We start from the raw sequence: 16,354 nt of genomic DNA, 5'->3' as shown, positions 1-16,354 counted from the left end.
GCGCACGCATGGCCGATAAGCGATCAGGAGTCTTTTTGCCGAACGCGCCTGCCCACGGCGCGGAGAAACACGCTTGAACCTGTCTGTCGTCCCCGACTTCCTCGCCATTGGCGGCCTGGTGCTGGTTTTCGCCGGACTGCTCAGGCGGACACGGCAGACGCGCCCGCGCCTCTGGCTGGTCGGTTGGGCGATGATCCTGGTGCACATCGTGGCCCAGTTCGTCGAACGCAATCTCGCGCCGGGAGCTGCGGCGGACGCCGCGCTGGCCGTCTCGCTGTCGATGCTGCTGCTGGCCAGCGTCGCCTTCGTCTGGGCCGGTTCCGACGCCCGCCTGGCGTGGTGGCGGGACCTGGGCGTCACGTTGCTGGCGGCGACGCCCGACGTGGCGTTCTTCGTGCTGGCTGCCTACGGATCGGAAGTGCGCTTCCCTTATCTCCTGTGCACCGTATTGGGCCTGGCCTCGACCGCCTGGGTGTTCCGGCGCGATCGGCGCAAGCCGTCCTGGTGCGTGCCGGTGGTGGTCGGAATCTATGCGCTGCAGGGCATGTTCGCCTGGCACGGCGCGATCGACCGGGCGCTCGACTGGATGCTGTTCTGGCACTACCTGGCGGTGGCGTTCTGCTTCTACCGTGGCGCGGTCGGACCGTCGGTGGGCGTGGTGTTCACCACGGTGAGCTTCGTCGCCTGGGCTGCGGTATTTCCGGTGGCCGCCGCGCTCGCTCCGTGGCTGGCCGGCTGGGGCATCGAGAACGAGGCATGGAACCTGCCCAAGTTCCTGGTTGCTACCGGCATGATCTTCACGCTGCTGGAGGAGCAGATCGGCCACGCCGAGCATGCATCCCAGCACGACGCGCTGACCGGCCTGCCGAACCGGCGCGTCTTCGCGAACCGGCTGGAGCAGGCGCTGCGGCGTGCGCGCGAGAGCGGCGGGCGCACCGCGATGCTGGTCATCGACCTCAACGACTTCAAGCGCATCAACGACACGCTCGGCCACGCGGCGGGCGATGCGCTGCTGCACTTCGTGGCGCAGCGCCTGCAGCAGGGCATCCGCGCGGGCGATACGCTCGCCCGGCTGGGCGGCGACGAGTTCGCCGCGATCCTGCCCGAGGTGGCCGATCGTGCCGCCGCGCAGGTGCGTGCCGAACGCCTGGCGCGCGCCTTCGACGCGAGCACCGAGTTCCAGGGCCAGCAGCTGTCGATCGGCGCGAGCATCGGGCTGGCGCTGTACCCCGACGACGGCCAGGACGAAACGCGCCTGTATGCCGCGGCCGATCGCGCGATGTACGCCAGCAAGCTGGCCGAGCGCGGCGGACAGGGGGACGTGGATCCGGAAATGGCGTAAGCACGGATGTCCGGGTCCCTGTGGCCCGCGCCCCCGGCAACCGCCTACTCTCCCGACGAATTCCTGTCGCGCGAAGCCAGGTCGCGCGCTTCCGGCGCATCGGGCACGTTGCGTTGCGCCTGCGGCAGCGTGCGCGCCTGCCGATGCTCGGCGAGCCAGCGGCGGAAGCCGGGTTCGTCCACCGGCCGGCAGATCAGGAAACCCTGCAGGCCATCGCAGCCGATCCGTTCCAGGGCGAGGCGCTGCGGCACGGTTTCCACGCCCTCGGCCACGGCGGCGATGCCCAGGCGGTGCGCCACGTCGATGATGAAGCTGGCCAGCGGATTGGCCGCGTTCGGGCTCAGTCCGCTGACGAAGGCCCGGTCCACCTTGAGCACATCCAGCGGAAGGCGCTGCAGGTAACTCAGCGAGGAATACCCGGTGCCGAAGTCGTCCAGCGCGAGCCGGAAGCCGGTTTCGGACAATTGGTTGAGGGTGTCCAGCGCGCTGTCGAAGTCCTGCAGCAGCGCGCTCTCGGTCAGTTCCAGGGTCAGCCGCGATGGCTCGATGCCGGCCGCGCGTACCTGTGCCTCCAGTTGCGCGGCGAAATGCGGATGGTTGAGCTGCCAGGCGCTCACGTTCACCGCCAGGCGGCCACCGAAGGCCACGCCGTCGCGGTCCCAGGCGCGTATATGCGCGCAGGCCTGGCCGATCACCCAGGTGCCGAGCGCGTGGATCAGCCCGGTTTCCTCGGCCAGCGGAATGAACACCGACGGCGAAAGCTCGCCCAGTTGCGGATGCTGCCAGCGCAGCAACGCCTCGGCGCCCAGCAGTTCGCCACGGCGGTTGACCTGCGGCTGGAAGTGCAGGGCGAATTGCGTGGGCATGCGGTCCTGTTCGAGCGCGGTACGCAGGCCGCGTTCCAGCGTCAGCCGGGTGTCCGCCTCCTGCTGCATCGGCTCCAGGAACAGGCGCACCGTATTGCGCCCGGCGGCCTTGGCGCGATAGAGCGCGATGTCGGCGCGGCGCAACAGGTCGGCCACGCCCTCTTCGCCGGCGGGGAACAAGGCCACGCCCACGCTGGCCCCGACCGCCAGGATGCGGCTGTCCACCGTCACCGGCTCGGCCAGGCGCGCGACCATGCGTTCGGCCGCCTGCTCGGCCTGCGCCTGCACCGCCGCGGGCGCGCCCGCCAACGGGCCCAGCACCAGCACGAACTCGTCGCCGCCCAGTCGCGCGAGCATCGCGTCCGGTGGCGCGGCGGCGAGCAGGCGGTCGGCGATGGCCTCCAGCATGCGGTCGCCGATCGGATGTCCGAGCGCGTCGTTGATGGTCTTGAAGTTGTCCAGGTCGATCAGCAGCACGGCGCCGTGCTGGCCCCGCGCCAGCGTGTCGGCATGCAGCTCGGCCAGGTGGTCGAGCGCACGCAGGCGGTTGGGCAGCCCGGTGAGGCTGTCGTGGTAGGCAACGTGGCGCAGGTTGAACTCGGCCTCGCGACGGGTGTGCGCTTCCGCTTCCAGCCGGCGCGTGGTCTGTTCCAGCTGCACCGTGCGCTGGTGCAATTGGGCGGCCAGCGACAGACCCATCAGCAACACGAAGGGCAGGAACGAGAAGGCGTCCAGGTAGGGATAGTGATGGTCGAGCGCGTCCACCACGACGTCGCCCCAGAGCAGCGCGGCGAATTGCGCCAGCAGGCAGATCGCCAGCAGCGCGCCGCGCAGGCCCTCGCCTCCGCGCATCTGTTTCACCGCGCGCGCCAGCGCCCAGAGGAAGGCGACATAGGTCAGCGCGTGGAACAGCAGACCCCACGGCGAGGCGGTGCCGGCCACGTCGTACAGCCGTTCGCCCCAGGGCAGGGCGATGCCCGTGCCGGGCGCCAGCCGGGTGAAGAAAAGAGTGCCGGGCTGGGCCAGGTTGAGCCAGACGAAGAGGCTGGCCATCACGCCCACCGCCAGTTGCAGCCGTGGCTGCGGCGGTCCGCCGGTGTAGGCGCGGATGAAGATCACGAAAGGCAGGAAGGAAATCGCCGCCGAGCCGATCATGGTACGCAACGCGCCGGTGGCCATGGCCAGGCTGGTCGCCGTGTGCAGCAGGGCATTGGCGAAGGCGAGGGTCGCGATGCACAGGCACAGCGACGCGTAGGAGAGATACATCGCCTCGCGCCGGCGCCAAAGTCCGACGACGGCGAACTGCGTGCCCGAGGCGAGCGCGATGCCGGCGGTCGCTACCAGCGCGGCGGTGTAGTAGCCGAACGTGATCGGGCTTGCGTCAACCACCATGCTCCCCTGCGCCTAAGGGCTGCCCGCGCACGATAACCGAACTGTGTCCACGCGCACAGCAGGCGCGGCCGGCGGGTCAGAAGCGATCCAGCGGTTCCAGGCCGTCCAGCGGCACCTCGATGGTGCAGATGACGCCCTCGGGTGCGAAACCCAGCGCCACGCGTCCGCCGATTTCGTGCCGCAGGCCGCGCTCGATCAGTCGCGAGCCAAAGCCGCGTCCCGTCGGCGGTTCGACCGGTGGGCCGCCGGATTCGGTCCATGTGAGGCGCAACGTTCCGTTGGCCTGCCAGTCGATGTCGATCCGGCCTTCCTGGTTGGAAAGCGCCCCGTACTTGACCGCGTTGGTGCCAAGTTCGTGCAGCACCATGGCAAAGGCCAACGCGTGGCGCGGAGGAAGCCAGACCGGCGGCCCGGTCGCCCGCAGGCGGTCGTGGTGCTGGTCGCGGTAGGGCGCGATCGCCTCGCGCACGATCTCCGCCAGCGGCGCGCGCCCCCAGCTTTCGCGGGTGAGGATGTCGTGCGCGCGCGACAGCGCCATCAGGCGTCCCTCGAACTGGAGCCGCGCCAGTTCCGGATCGACGCCGGGTCGGTAGCTCTGCATCGCCATGGACTGCACCGTCACCAGCGTGTTCTTGACCCGGTGGTTGAGCTCGTGCAGCAACAGCCGCTGGTGCTGCTCATGGCGTTTGCGTTCGGTGATGTCGTGGAAGAGCACCGCGACGCGCCGATGCGTGCCGTCGTCCAGGCGACAGGCATAGACGTCGAACACCCGCCCGCGGCTGACCATGCCGTGCTCGAAGCGGAAGGCATCGCCGCTGCCGATGACGCTGTCGAAGGTGTCGTACCAGAATGCCGAAGCATCCGGAAACACCTCGCGCATCGTCCTGCCGACCACCCCGCCGATGCCGGTATGCGTCACGAACGCGGGGTTGGTGACCAGGTAGCGATAGTCGGACGGCTGGTCCGGCGCGGTGTCGACCCTTTCGAGCAGGCAGAACCCCTCGTCGAGCGCGTCGAACAGGGTGCGATAGCGCCGCTCGCTTTCGCGCAGCGCGCGCTCGGCGCGGGCCCTTGCCACCGCCGCCCAGATGCGTTCGGCCACTTCGCCCAGCAACGCGACCTCTTCGTCGCGCCAGTGGCGCGGGCGGCTCTGGTGCACGTAGAACGCAGCCACGAAGCGGCCCCCCTTGAACAGCGGCACGCCCACGCCGGCACGCACGCGGCCCGTCTCTGCATATTTTTGTTCGGCACCACGCGTGCGGGCGTCTTCCAGCGTGTCGTCGAGCACGACGGTCTGGCCGGCGCGGTACTGCTCCACCACCGCGGCACCGAAATCCATCAGCCGCACGCGTCCGGCCAGGCTCGGCATCCGGCCGTCGGTCCAGTCGCGCTCGACCATGAAGAACTGCCCGCAATCGGTCACCTCGCCGTAGCCGCAACGGCCCACGTCCAGGTGGCGACCGACCATTTCGCCGACGGTGCTGGTGATCTGCGCGGCGTCGGTGAGCCCGCGGATGCGATCGCCCAACTGCAGCAGGAACGACTGCCGTGCCTCGCCCAGGCGCAGGCGCTCCTCCATGCGACGGCGCTCGCTGGTATCGCGCGAGACGCCCACTACCTGCTCGATGCGGCCGCTGTCGGCGCGTACCGGCCCCCACACGAACTGGAAGTAGGCCCGCGGTCCGGTCGGGCCGGTGAAGAAGACCTCGTCCTCGACCGTTTCGCCGGTCTCGAAGATGTGCCGCAGGTGGCCGTCCAGCCGTTCCGCGAGCGCGGGCGGATAACCGAGTTCCTGGAACGTCTTGCCGACGGGGTTGTCGGCGGCCCCGAACAACTGGTGCATGGCGCGATTGGCGTAGGCGAAGCGGTGTTCGCGATCGAACGCGTAGATGTAGTCGGGAATCGAGTCGAGCATCGCGGTGAACAGGCGCGACGGTCCCGGCGCGGTCCCTTCGTGCCCGGCCACGCCGGCGTCGCGCAGGCGCGCCATCAAAGCCTGCTGGTCGCGGTCCAGTTGCGCCTGTGCTTCGCTGGCACTGCGCAGGCGCACAAGTTCGGTCACGTCCTCGCAGCGGTGGAGCACCAGCGCGACCTGGCCATGCGTGTCCATCACCGGGGTGTTCATGATGGTCCAGAAGCGCGGGCTGCGCTGGCCCGAGCGCCTTCGCTGGACCACCATCGGCAGGGTGTCCGGAACGCGGTGAAGGAGCACCCGTCCCAGCGAAAGGCGCAGCTGTTCCTCGACCTCGGCGTGATTGGGCCAGGACGCGAGCAGGTCGAATCCCGGACGGCCCAGCAGGTTCTCGCTCGACTGGCCGCTGGCGCGCAGCATGGCATCGTTGGCGGCGACCACGCGGAAGTCCGGCGGAGCGAGCATCAGCAATGGCGCCGGTGCTGCCTGGAACAGCGCACGAAAGCCCGCGCTCAGGCCGGCTTCGCCCATCACGTCGCGCAGGCGGTCTTCGGCACTCAGCCGCGAGGTGTTTTCCACGGCGGTGTGGAAGGCGCCGGTCACCCGGCCGTAGCGGTCGCGGATGGCCGAGAAGGTGAAGGTGAAGAACCGCTCGGTCGCGGCCCCGGACTCGTTTTTCAGCAGGACCGGCCAGTTCTCCGCCTCGCTCGGCTCCCCATGGGTGAACACCCGGTCCAGCATGGGGCCGATCAGTTCGCGCGCCTCGGTCCAGTTCTCCAGCACCGGCCGGCCCAGGATCGAAGGATGCCGATGCCGCGCGATGGCGCAGTAGGCATCGTTGTAGATCTGCAGACGCTGTTCGCCCCAGAGGATCGCAATGGGCAATGGCGAGGCCAGGCAGATATCGACCGCGGTGCGCAGATGCGGCGGCCAGCCGGCAATCGGCCCCAGCGCGGTGGTGGCCCAGTCGTGCCGACGGATGCACTCGGCCATCTCGCCTTGGCCCACCGGCCACGTGGAGGAGTGCCGCGTGCTCTGGACCATGGAAGGCTCCGAGGTGTCGACCGCGCAGGCATCATGGCAGCAAGCTTTCCCGGCAAAAAGCTGACGCGGTAGGTAGTTCCCGCGGCGATTTTCGTGGCCGCCCGGCTGCCTTTGGGGCGGTCCCGTTTGTCGATTCCAGGCCGGGTCGCGCGTCGGTCTCCATGCCGGCGCCGAGGGCGCCATCCATCGAAGGAGACCCCATGCGCATTCCATCCCGCCTTGCTCGCCGACTGCTGCCCGCCGCGCTGTTGTTGGCCGGCGCCGCCAGCGCCGCGCCGGTGCGCTACACGCTCGACAAGGACCACACCTACCCGAGCTTCGAAGCCGACCACATGGGCATCTCCACCTGGCGCGGCAAGTTCAACCACAGCGAGGGCTGGGTGGAACTGGACAAGGCCGCCGGCAGCGGCAGCGTCGAGGTGAGCATCGCGCTGGACAGCATCGATTTCGGCCAGGAGGCGCTCAACACCTGGGCGCGCGGCAAGGATTTCCTCGACACCGCGCACCATCCCCGCGCGGTGTTCAAGGGCCATCTGGCGGGCTTCGTCGATGGGGCGCCGACGCGGCTCGAAGGCAGCCTGACGCTGCATGGAGTGACCCGGCCGATGGCGTTGCGCATCGACCACTTCAAGTGCATCCCGCACCCGCTGTTCAAGCGTGACTACTGCGGCGCCGACGCGCTGGGCAGCTTCGACCGCAGCGCGTTCGGTCTGGATGCGGGCAAGGACTACGGCTTCGACATGCAGGTCGCGTTGCGCATCCAGGTCGAGGCGTTGCGCGACAAGTGACGCACGCTGCGCGCTTCCTCGCCGGCGTCTTCACGCGCGGGTGGGCAAGCTCGCGTCCGCTGGCGCATCGCGTCCTTTGCCGGGTGGCACCCCGGCTCCCGCCCCCTTGCGGTGGCCCATGGCGGAGCCAGGGCAAGGAAGCGCGATGCGCCGCATTGTTTCCACGAATCGCAAGGCGCGCCAGCGGGCTAGTAGGGCGTACCGTCCTTGTGGACGTACCCCCGGTTGCCTTCGACGTACAGGTCGATGTCCGGATAGTGGCAGGCGTCGTCGGCCGATCGCGTGCCGACCTCGAGATAGACGGCCACTTCGCTGCCGCGGTTGATCAGGTGGTGGCCGTCGGCCACGTTCTTCGGAAAGGCGGCGCATTCGCCCGCGCGCAACGGCTGCTCGCCCGCGTCGGTGACCAGCACCAGCTCGCCCGACAGCACGTAGACGAATTCGTCCTCGCGCGCATGCCAGTGGCGTTGGCTGGACCACCCGCCCGGCGGCAGCCGCGTGAGGTTGACGCCGAAGTCGGACAGCCCGCCGGCATCGCCCAGCGCCTGCTTGACGCGATCCTTCGCCGCCGCCGCGTAGGGAGCCGGATAGCCTGAGCCGCGGCGTTCGGGTACCTTCGGGACATCGATCTTGGGCATGGGGACGCTCGTCATGGAAGGCGCTCCATTCTGCACCGGCTCCTACAATGGTGCTTTTCCTCCTGACGACACCATGCACCAGAGCTCCTTCGGCGGCTTTGCCGAGCCGCATCCTACCGATCGGCTGTTCTTTGCCGTCATGCCGCCGCCAGACGTGGCCGAGCGGGTCGCCTCGCTTGCGGGCCAGCTGCGCGAACAGCTCCGGTTGCGCGGCCGACCGCGGCCTACCGGGCACCTGCACGTGACGCTGCATCACCTGGGCGACTTTGCCGGCCTGCCGCAGCAGCTGGTGGATGGGGCGTGCGCGGCCGCGGCCAGCGTGGCGCTGCCATCGTTCGAGGCGCGTTTTGATCGCGTCGGCAGTTTCCGCGGACGCGTCGGCAAGCACCCGTTCGTGCTGCTCGGCGCCGAGCGGGCGTCGGGCCTGGCCGGGTTGTACGGGAGTCTTGGGATGAGACTTGCGGCCGCTGGTCTGGCGCGGCGCGAGCCGGCGTTCGTGCCGCATGTCACGCTGCTCTATGACGCCCTCACCATCGCACCGCAGCCGGTCGAGCCGTTCGAATGGACAGTGCGGGAGTTCGTGCTCATCCACAGCCTGCTGGGGCGCACCGAATATCGCGTGCTGGGCCGCTGGCCGCTGGCCGCCGGTGCGTAGGCATGCGCACGCGGCCACGACAACGGCGCGGATAGCGTGGAGCGGTCGAACTCTGGGGGAATGCCATGAAGGGCAAACGTCGACTCGGATTGATTCTTCTGCTGGTGGCAACGCTCGTGCTGCTGGTGCTGGGTGCGCTGCGCTGGCGCCAGCAGTTCCAGCCCGCGCCCGCGGACCCGGGGCTCAGCCCGGCCGCGAGCGCGCCGACGCGCTGAGCTCAATCGTCGCTGTCGACCACGCGGCCGCTTGCCGGATCGATGATGAGCTTGACGCGGTGATCGGCCTTGTCGTCGGCCTTGGCGTGCCACACGCCATCGTCGAAGTCCACGTCATGCACGTTGGTGTAGCCCTGCGTGGCGAGCGATGCGCGCACGTCGTCCTCGCTCAGGCGCGAGACCTTCTCGTCCGGATAGACCTTGCCGCTCTTTGGGTCGATGCGCAGCGACACATCGTTGCCGTCGGCGCTCTCGGCATCGGCACGCCACATGCCGCCGTCGAACTTCAGGTCGTCGATGTCGGTGTAGCCCTGGTGGATCAACGATTCGCGCACCTGGGCCTCGGTCATCGCCTGCTGCGCCATCACTGCACCGGAGGCGCCCAGGGCCAGCGCGAGGGTCATCGAAGCGAGCTTTTTCATGGCCGTTTTCCGTGGGATGGTGCGCCCGAGTCTTCAGGCGCAGACGGCAATGGGTGATGAAAAGGCTGTGAGACGCGGCGGATTTGTTCAGGCAGGCGGGTGTTCGAAAGCCCCGCCCGCCCCGGAAGGGGAAGGGTTCGGCAAGGCCTCGCCCGAATCCCCCACCGGCCTTTCGGCTGGCCCCGTGAAGCAGGTCGATGCTGTCTCGGGGCTCAGCGCCCCTGGTCCAGCCGATCGAAATGCGTCAGCGCGTTGAGCACCAGCGGATAGCTCCCCATGGTCTCCCCGCGCCAGATCGGATTGCCGGCAAACAGCAACACATGCCCCTTGCCGTAGCGGGCATCCACCACCGCCGCGCGCTCGGCCATTTCGCCGCCGCCGTCGAGCAAGCCGGAAACCAGCAGCCGCCTGGCATCGGCAAAGCGCAGGATCACGCGCGGGCGCTGGTCGTGCGGAATCACCCACGGGTTGTTGTAGGCCTGGTCCTCGTTGAGCGGCAATGCCTGCCAGGGCTTGGCGTCGGGCAGGGCGGGCGGCTGGGCGAACGGGCGGCCTTCGGGCATGTCCTCGTCCTGCGGGCCGCCGCGGCCGGTGGGTCGTTCGGCATCGCGGGCGTTGGGCAGGCCACGGTCGCCGGTGAGCAGGTTGGCGACGGTGAAGGACTGGCCCTCCGAGCTGTACAGCGCCAGGTGGTCGCCATAACCGGCGGCGACCGGGCTGTCGTGGTCGACGAAGTCGGCCTGCAACACGCTGCCGACCACCTTCAATTTGGTCTTGGGCGTAACGAACACGCCAGGCGCCAGGCCGGCATCGATCGCGAACCGCGCGGTGTCTTCGGCGGTGACCAGCAATCCACCCTCGCGCACGAAGCGCTTGAGGTTGGCGAGGCCGGCCTCGCCCAGGCCGGGGCGGATGTCGGGCGTGCTGTCGATGTGGCCCAGGTTCGGCGTCAGCGGGCCGGTCTGCCAGGGCAGCGGCGGGCCCCACATCGGCAGGCCGTCGACGATATGGCACAGGCTGGCGCCGCCGACGGGAGCGAACAGGATCGCGTCGTACTTCGCGTGCAGATCCGGGATACGCGCCACGTCCTGCGTGCTGATGTAGTCGTAGTGCACGCCCAGCTGGTCCAGCGCCATGCGCCACCAGCCCTCGGTCTGCGTGCTGAGCCAGGTGTGCATGAGCGCGACGCGGGGCAGCTTCGCGTCCGCCGCGTCGACGCCGGCCAGGCCCGGCGGGACGCTGACCGGCTTGTCCAGCCGCGCCATCGATGCCTTCAGCACGTCCGGATCGGTGACGCGCACCACCTCGACATCGAACAGGTCGCCCATCGACCAGCCGGTGTCGTCGTAGGGATGCTGCTGCGGGTCCTTGGGCGACCAGTACTGGCGGTCGAGCAGGGTGTCGGCGATGCGCGAGTAGGGCTGGTCCATGCGCACGACGTAGCTGCCGGCGGGGAAGCGGCGCGTGTGCTTCTTGCCGTCATCGGTGGCCGGCAGGGTCACGCTGAAGGGCGCGCTGGCGCGGCTGATCTCCACGTGCTGGCGCTCGAGCACGCGCAGCAACTGGGCCTGGGTGCCGGATCGCTTGTCGTCGCCCGGCAGCACGTACGCGGCGGGGCCGGCTTCGGTGGGCTTCTCGATCGAGCGCTTGCCCTTCAGGTAGAAATTCTTGAGGAACGCCTGGCCGTTGTGCGCGAAGTAGTCCAGCGCGGTAAGCACGCCGGTCTGCTCGTAGTTGTTGTTGTTGCGCTGCGACCAGGTCACCTCCGGCATCGGCGGGTTGGGCCGGTACCAGGTGCGCGCGTATTCGGACGGATCGAGGATGCGCTTGCGCGTGTCGGCGCCGCCGTTGCCGAAGGTCTCGTACAGGCGGCTGATGCCGTTGTGCATGGCCGCGATGAACATCAGGTACCCGGGACTCCAGGTGTCGAAGTCGCCGTGCGTGAACACGCCGGGCAACCCGAGCTGGGTCATTTTCTGCACGTTGTCCCAGCCCAGCTGTTGCCACTCGCTGGTGAGGATCGGGTCGATCCAGGCGTTGTAGGGGCCATCGCCGACGGTGTTGTCGTAGAGGAAGGGCACCGACTCGTGCAGGTCGTGCAGCACCTGCGCGTGCCAGCCGAGGTAGGTGTCGGCGACGTTGCGGGTGAGCGCGAGGGTCATGCCCATCGCATCGCGGTTGTTGTCGTGCGCAACGTAGTGGCCCCAGTAGAGCAGGTCCGGATAGTCCTGGCCCGGGTGCGCCTTGTGCCAGTTGTAGAGATCGACCATGCGGTCGCGGCCGTCCACCTCGACGATCGGCGTGATCAGGGTGATCACGTGCGAGCGGATGTTCCTGATGTACGGCGCATCGTCCACCGCCAGCCGGTAGGCCAGCTCCATCAGCGCGGTGGGCGCGCCGGTTTCGTCGGAGTGGATCGAGCCGGTGACGTAGTAGACCGGGGTGGTTTCCCTGATGAGCGCATCGGCCCTGGCGTCGTCCAGGTCGATCGTGCGCGGATCGGCCAGTTGCGCCAGGCGTGCGTCATTGGCCTGCAGGTTGGCCAGCAATGCTTCGTCGGCGATGGCCACCGCGATCATCTCGCGGCCTTCCTCGGTCTTGCCGATGCTGAACACCTTCACCCGTGGGCTGGCGGTGTCCAGCGCGCGGAAGTAGCGATACACGTCGGCCGAGTAGGGTAGCCAGTCCGCCGCGCCGGCAATGTGGCCGAGCACCTGCAGGGGTGTCGGCACGCCGGGCGAGGCAGGGAGATAGTCGGTCAGCGGCGTGTTGAACTTCGGATCGGTGGTGAACCGCGCGATCTGCGCGGTGTAGGCCTGGTCGACCGGCTGGGCCGGGTCGCGTGCGAAGGCGCTGGCGGCGAGGGTGTCGGCGGCCTGGGTGGCGAGGCAGGTGGCGGCCAGCGCGAGGCCGGCGAGGCAGGGCAGGAGGCGCATGGATTCCCCGGGTTGGGCGGACGGCCGGGCCACTTTGCCAGAAATGGGGCGCGTTGCATTTGTGGCATCGGGGAATGCCCATCCCTGCCCGACGCTGCCCTGGAAGGGCGGGTGTCGGAACGCCGCGAGCCGCTCCCTTCCGCAAGCGTTAAGTGGGAACGGTTCTCCCCTGGCGCAGGCCACCTACCGCCGCAACGAAATCCACGTGGGCGCGTGATCGCTCGGATGCGGCAAGGCGCGCACCCACCGGTCCACCCCGGCATCCTTCAACCGAGGCGCCAGCTTGCGGTTGAGCAGCAGGTGGTCGATCCGCAACCCCGAGTTGTGTTCCCAGTGCTGCCGGAAATAGTCCCAGAACGTGTACACCCGTTCCTCGCCGAACTGCTCGCGCAGCGAGTCGGTCCAGCCCTGCGACAGCAGGTCGGCGTAGCGCTCGCGACTCTCCGGCTGCAGCAGCGCGTCCTTGCGCCAGGAGCGCGGGTTGTAGATGTCCTCGTCGGTGGGGACCACGTTGTAGTCGCCGGCCAGCACCACCGGGTGTTCGCTCTCGACCAGGCCCTGCGCATAGTCGATGAAGCGATCGAACCAGGCGAGCTTGTAGTCGAACTTGGGACCGGGCTGGGGGTTGCCGTTGGGCAGGTACAGGCAGCCGACGATCAGGCCATGCGCCGCCGCTTCCAGGTAACGGCTCTGCACATCTGACGGATCGCCCGGCAGGCCGCGGCGGCTTTCCAGCGGATCGGCGCCGCGGGCCAGGATCGCCACCCCGTTCCACGAACGCTGGCCGTGCCAGATGGCGCCGTAGCCGGCATCGCGGATCGGCTCGACGGGAAAGGCCTCGTCGGGCGCCTTGAGCTCCTGCAGGCAGACGACGTCCGGCGCCTCGCGCTCCAGCCAGGCCAGCAGCGAGGCCAGGCGCGTGCGCACGCCGTTGATGTTGAAGGTGGCGACCTTGAGCGGTTTTCGCGCGGCCATCGGGAGCCTGTCCTAGTACTGCGCCGCGCCCAGCGCGGAGAGCCAGTCCAGCACGCGGCGCGTCCACGGCCGGTGTTGCCACTGTTCGAGCGACAGCTCCTTCGAGCGCCCGATGTCGCGATCGACGACCTCGGTCATGTGCGCCGCAAAAGCGTGGTCGAACACCAGCACGTTCGACTCGTCGTTGAGGCTGAAGGAGCGATTGTCGAAGTTGGCGCTGCCGGCGATGGTGAGGTAGCCGTCCACGATCATCAGCTTGTTGTGGAACAGCGCCGGCTGGAAGCGGTAGATGTGCGCGCCTGCCTGGAGCATTTCACCCCAGCGCGTCTGCGAAGCGCTGTTGATGATCTCGCTGTCGGTGTACGGACCGGGCACCACCAGCCGGATGCGCACGCCGCGCGCGAGCGCGCGCTTGAGCGCGGCCATGGTGAGGTCGTCCGGCACGAAATAGGCGGCCTCCAGGTCGATCGCCTTGCGCGCGCCGTCGATCGCCATCAGGTACATCAGCTGCAGGTTCTCGCTGCCGCCTTCGGGCGAGCTGGCGACGGTCTGCACCGCGACGTCGCCGGCCGGCGCCACGTCGGGGTAGTACTCCGAGCCGAGCAGCGCCTGGCCCGTGGTGGTGATCCAGTTGTCCTCGAACACCGCCTGCATCTGCAACGCACCGGGGCCGGTCACGCGGATCTGCATGTCGCGCCAGATATCGGGCTTGTCGCCATGCCCGTTCCACTCGTCGGCGATGCCCACGCCGCCGGTGTAGGCCACGCGTCCGTCGACGATCAGCAGCTTGCGGTGGGTCCGGTTGTTAAAGCGATCGATGTCGTACCAGCGCAGTGGGTGGAAGTATTCGAAATGCACGCCGCCGGCGCGCAACGCGTCGACGACGTCCTCCTTCATCTTGGAAGAGCCGACCCAGTCGGCGATCACGTGCACGCGCACGCCGGCACGGGCGCGTTCGGTGAGCGCCTGCACGAATTCGTCGGCGACGTGGCCGGACCAGTAGATGTAGGTCTCCATGTCCACGCTGACCTTGGCCGAGCGGATCGATTCGAGCATCGCAGGGAAGATCTCCGCGCCGTTCTGGAAATCCGCGACCGCGTTGCCGTCGACGATCGTCGGCCCGAGCAGGTTGCCGATTTCGCGGCGGAACTGCGGGCTCTCGACCGGGCTCAACGGACCCAGCGGATGGACCAACTGCTGGGTCTGCGGGACCAGATTGAGCACCAGCACACCGAGCACCAGCGCCGCGAACGCGCCCAGGCTTGCCCACAACAGGCGCCGCTTCCAGTGCGGCCGGGGCGGGGAGGCCTTGCCGTTGTCGCGGGTAGGGCGGGCGGGTCCGGCGGGCATCGCGACTCCTGGCTGGTGGTTGCACGAGCGCCCCTCGGCGCGACCGGGGGCTCCGGGTCGCGCCCATGACGTTCGTGCGAAAACCAGGCTCATCATCCGGCGCGGGCGTGCAGCCGGGGTCAACGCCTTCACTTGGCCGGCACCGCCGCGGTTGTCTGCTGTGCGTGGACCGCCCCGGGAGAACGCATGACCGACAAGGCCGTACGCAAGGTCGAACGCCGCGCCGACGTGCGTCGCGCGCTGGCCACCAGCACAGCGACGCACCACAAGCACCAGCGCGCGGTGCGCTCGGGTCACAAGCTATGGCTGGTCGTCTACGCATTGGTGCTGGCGGCGCTGGGTGTGCTGTTCTACCTCTTGCGGCTGGAGTTCTTCGGCATCCTCGGCCGCTACCTCCCGATGGCGCGGCGCGCGACCGTGGGCGCCATGGCGATCGTGTTGACGCTGGTGGCTTCGCGGATGGTGCGGGCGTTCGCCATCGAGCGCGCACAGACCGCGGTCACGCGCTACAACCTCAAGCGCATCCTGCGGCTGGTGATGTACGTGATCCTGGCGCTGATCGTGGTGTCGGTGCTGTTCGCCAACTGGTACGCCGCGGTCGCTTCGCTGGGACTGATCTCGCTGGTGCTGGGTTTCGCATTGCAGACGCCGATCACCAGCTTCATCGGCTGGGTGTACATCCTGGTGCGCGAGCCCTATCGCGTGGGCGACCGCATCCAGATCGGCGACGCGACCGGCGACGTGATCGACGTGACCTACCTGGACACCACGCTGTGGGAAGTCGGCGGGCCGTACCTTTCCTCGGACCACCCGAGCGGACGGATCATCAAGTTTCCCAACGCCAACGTGCTGACCAGCCCGGTCTACAACTATTCCTGGCCCGTGTTCCCGTATGTCTGGAACGAGATCAAGTTCCAGGTGGCCTACGACAGCGACTTCGCGTTCGTGGCGCAGGTGATGCGCGAGGCGGCGGAGGACGAGCTTGGCGAGGCCATGATCGAGCGCGTACGGACCTTTCGCGAGGTGCTCGCCAAGACGCCCGTGGACGAGCTGCAGGTCAACGAACGGCCCTCGGTATTGTTCCGCATCGACGCCAACACCTGGGTGGACGCGATCGTCCGCTACGTGGTCGACCCGCGCCAGGCGGGCAGCGTCAAGACGCGGCTGATCGGCACCATGCTCTCGCGGCTCAACGCCGAGCCGGAACGGGTGAAGTTTCCCAAGGGCGACAACCGCTAGGCCGCCGTGGGCCGCGGCCGGCGCGGATCCCTACCCCAGCCCTCTTCCCGGCGGGGAGAGGGAGCCTGATATCTCGGCGCTGTGTACCGTGTGCGACCAGCGCTGCAGCGTCTGGTACAGGCGCTCCCGCCGGGTCAGTACGCCCTGGTGGCAACCCTTGGGGCGGGTCTGCTCGATCGGCTCGCGACTGAGTTCGCGCCAGCGCTTGACCAGTTCGGCCGGCGCCGGATGCGATTCGACCAGCGCCCGCAGCACCAGCGACATCGCTTCCACTTCGTTCTTCAAGCCATCCAGCTCGTTGCCGACCTGGGTGAAGGACACCGGGCGGCTGCTCGAAATCTCCATGACTCTCCCTCGCATCGCTGGCGCCCCCGCGCCAGGCTCGGATCGACGTTGCGCGCATCGTCGTGGTCGCCGCGTGCATGGCATACCGCTCGCCGGCCACTCCCTGTCTCTCGCAGAACACTTGTGAGCGATGTCTCGTTTTGATGGTGCGAGAGGGAATCGCCCACAACCTGGCTCCTGCAAAAGCGGGAGAAAAAAAAGCCGCCTTGCGGCGGCTCTTTTTGTCGACCGGGAT

Annotated in this window: 12 protein-coding genes and 1 pseudogene; 5 read left to right on the top strand and 8 right to left on the bottom strand. The window is 68.6% G+C overall.

All coding sequences use genetic code 11. The annotated features are described in order from the left end of the window. The first annotated feature begins 73 nt into the window (after positions 1-73). On the top strand, positions 74-1,342 hold the full coding sequence (locus ACFWZ1_RS11720) for a diguanylate cyclase domain-containing protein (RefSeq protein WP_439666527.1): 1,269 nt from the start codon (positions 74-76) through the stop codon (positions 1,340-1,342). Positions 1,343-1,386: 44 nt separating this feature from the next. On the opposite strand, the gene ACFWZ1_RS11715 is transcribed toward ACFWZ1_RS11720, so the two are convergent. Next, positions 1,387-3,600, bottom strand: a complete 2,214-nt coding sequence (locus tag ACFWZ1_RS11715; protein ID WP_439666526.1) for a putative bifunctional diguanylate cyclase/phosphodiesterase — start codon at positions 3,598-3,600, stop codon at positions 1,387-1,389. A 76-nt stretch (positions 3,601-3,676) separates the two neighbouring features. After that, positions 3,677-6,556, bottom strand: coding sequence for a PAS domain-containing protein (locus ACFWZ1_RS11710; RefSeq protein ID WP_439666525.1), 2,880 nt, complete (start codon positions 6,554-6,556; stop codon positions 3,677-3,679). A 200-nt stretch (positions 6,557-6,756) separates the two neighbouring features. On the opposite strand from ACFWZ1_RS11710, the gene ACFWZ1_RS11705 reads away from it, so the two are divergent. Then, a complete protein-coding gene (locus tag ACFWZ1_RS11705) occupies positions 6,757-7,344 on the top strand; it encodes a YceI family protein (RefSeq protein WP_439666524.1) in 588 nt (195 codons plus the stop codon). A gap of 188 nt (positions 7,345-7,532) precedes the next feature. Here ACFWZ1_RS11705 and ACFWZ1_RS11700 read toward each other — a convergent pair whose 3' ends face one another. After that, on the bottom strand, positions 7,533-7,982 hold the full coding sequence (locus ACFWZ1_RS11700; RefSeq protein WP_439666523.1) for a cupin domain-containing protein: 450 nt from the start codon (positions 7,980-7,982) through the stop codon (positions 7,533-7,535). A gap of 73 nt (positions 7,983-8,055) precedes the next feature. Here ACFWZ1_RS11700 and thpR point away from each other — a divergent pair, with 73 nt between their 5' ends. Then, a complete protein-coding gene (thpR, locus tag ACFWZ1_RS11695) occupies positions 8,056-8,637 on the top strand; it encodes an RNA 2',3'-cyclic phosphodiesterase (protein WP_231320794.1) in 582 nt (193 codons plus the stop codon). A gap of 65 nt (positions 8,638-8,702) precedes the next feature. Next, entirely contained in the window at positions 8,703-8,852 is a 150-nt protein-coding gene (locus ACFWZ1_RS11690) for a hypothetical protein (protein ID WP_439666522.1), read from the top strand. A 2-nt stretch (positions 8,853-8,854) separates the two neighbouring features. On the opposite strand, the gene ACFWZ1_RS11685 is transcribed toward ACFWZ1_RS11690, so the two are convergent. The 4 genes and pseudogenes from ACFWZ1_RS11685 to ACFWZ1_RS11670 form a co-directional block, all read right to left on the bottom strand. Then, on the bottom strand, positions 8,855-9,274 hold the full coding sequence (locus ACFWZ1_RS11685; protein WP_231320792.1) for a PepSY domain-containing protein: 420 nt from the start codon (positions 9,272-9,274) through the stop codon (positions 8,855-8,857). Between the two features lie 212 nt (positions 9,275-9,486). Next, positions 9,487-12,210: a M14 family zinc carboxypeptidase gene (locus ACFWZ1_RS11680; protein ID WP_439666521.1), complete on the bottom strand. Its 2,724-nt coding sequence runs from the start codon at positions 12,208-12,210 to the stop codon at positions 9,487-9,489. Positions 12,211-12,399: 189 nt separating this feature from the next. Next, positions 12,400-13,185, bottom strand: a pseudogene (gene xth / locus ACFWZ1_RS11675) (exodeoxyribonuclease III); the annotation flags it as partial. Between the two features lie 12 nt (positions 13,186-13,197). Then, complete coding sequence (locus ACFWZ1_RS11670) at positions 13,198-14,535, bottom strand: phospholipase D-like domain-containing protein (protein WP_231320789.1); 1,338 nt, start codon at positions 14,533-14,535, stop codon at positions 13,198-13,200. Positions 14,536-14,721: 186 nt separating this feature from the next. Here ACFWZ1_RS11670 and ACFWZ1_RS11665 point away from each other — a divergent pair, with 186 nt between their 5' ends. After that, on the top strand, positions 14,722-15,774 hold the full coding sequence (locus tag ACFWZ1_RS11665) for a mechanosensitive ion channel family protein (RefSeq protein WP_231320788.1): 1,053 nt from the start codon (positions 14,722-14,724) through the stop codon (positions 15,772-15,774). Positions 15,775-15,804: 30 nt separating this feature from the next. Here the strand turns inward: ACFWZ1_RS11665 and ACFWZ1_RS11660 are convergent, their stop codons facing one another. Beyond that, positions 15,805-16,119, bottom strand: coding sequence for a hypothetical protein (locus tag ACFWZ1_RS11660; RefSeq protein ID WP_231320787.1), 315 nt, complete (start codon positions 16,117-16,119; stop codon positions 15,805-15,807). Positions 16,120-16,354: the final 235 nt, after the last annotated feature.

The sequence above is a fragment of the Frateuria sp. GZRe14 genome, from assembly GCF_051900395.1.
Classification (GTDB): Bacteria; Pseudomonadota; Gammaproteobacteria; order Xanthomonadales; family Rhodanobacteraceae; genus Frateuria_A; species Frateuria_A edaphi.
Note: the sequence above shows the minus strand (reverse complement) of the source record. Positions and strands in the feature narration are given on the sequence as shown.